This window comes from Arthrobacter sp. Hiyo1 (assembly GCF_001263615.2).
Lineage (GTDB): Bacteria > Actinomycetota > Actinomycetes > Actinomycetales > Micrococcaceae > Arthrobacter.
On record NZ_DF952478.1, the window covers coordinates 119,579 to 120,750 of the forward strand.

The window sequence follows — 1,172 nt, forward strand, 5'->3', positions numbered from 1 at the left end:
CACCCGCCTCATCGAGCAGCTCGCCGCGCACACGCACCAGATCGAGGCTGCGCACACGCGCACGCTCTTCGAGATGGTCTCCGCCCACCAGGCCGACACGCAGAACGTCGAGGCCTTCCTCAACAGCGGTACCCCCGTCGCGGACGCCGTGAAGCCGCTGCTCTCGGCCTTCCTCTGATCCGCAATCCGCACTCCGACCTCTGAAAGGAGAGGACCGCCATCATGACGATCACCGTCACCAACCAGAAGCCGGCAGTGCTCGACCCGGTCCACACGATCACCTGCACGGGCACCTACGATCCGATGCCGGCGATCACGAGCGCAATCGCGGATCCGCTGCGTACGCCGCTGAACCCCGCAGCCCCTGCGAACATCACCGACGCCAAGGGGCACGACCTCAGCGGCGGGATCGAGCAGGCACTGCTGGCGTGTCTCGGTGACACTCTGGTGCCCGGGGCCGAGGACTTCATGAAGGAGCTGCTCGGCCAGACGATGGTCAACTACGACCAGACGACCCCGCTGCCGGTGGGGGAGCTCTTCGCCGCACAGGCCGGCCGGAAGCACAAGCTTCCGGCCCCTGTGCTGGGCAAGGTCGTCTACACCGCGCGCGAGGACGTGATCCCCAGCGCCAAGGGGCTGCTGTCGGGCTCCACCGACGCCGACCTGTTCTTCGCCTCGCTCGCCTACGCCTACCACCCCGACACCCTCGGGTTCTGGTTCCAGTCCGAAATCGCGTTCGATGACTTCAAGGCCTGGTTGGCGCAGCAGGTGCAGACGATCAGCTCGGCGCTGCCCGCTGGGACGATCAAGCTTCTCGGCGACTTCGCCGCTCTCGAGCTCAAGAGTCTCACCGAGTCGCTGCTGCTGCGCCAGGACGACACCGACAACAACGAGGAGCTCTCGTTCGCCCGCCTCGTCGTGCACCTGCTCATGCAGTACGTCGAGCTGCAGAATGTGCAGCAGGCCCAGCCCGGCGGCACACCGGTCACCTCAGGCGTTCTGCCGTTCACCGTGGGCGAGCTGTTCTGCCCGAAGTCGCTGGTGTTCGTGAACGCCGAGGCCCATGCCCGGGCACGCCCCGGCAAGGTGACCGCCGAGTGGGGCATCATCAACAAGTCCCTGTCGTCTCCAGTGAAGGTGGTCTCGAACAAGAACCTGTCGAAGCTCACCGC

General features: G+C 66.2%; 1 protein-coding gene. It reads left to right on the forward strand.

Translation table 11 applies throughout. From position 1 onward, the window contains the following. Positions 1–222: 222 nt before the first annotated feature. Positions 223–1,172: hypothetical protein (locus tag AHiyo1_RS25200; protein ID WP_216363312.1), on the forward strand; the 950-nt coding region annotated here is incomplete at its 3' end.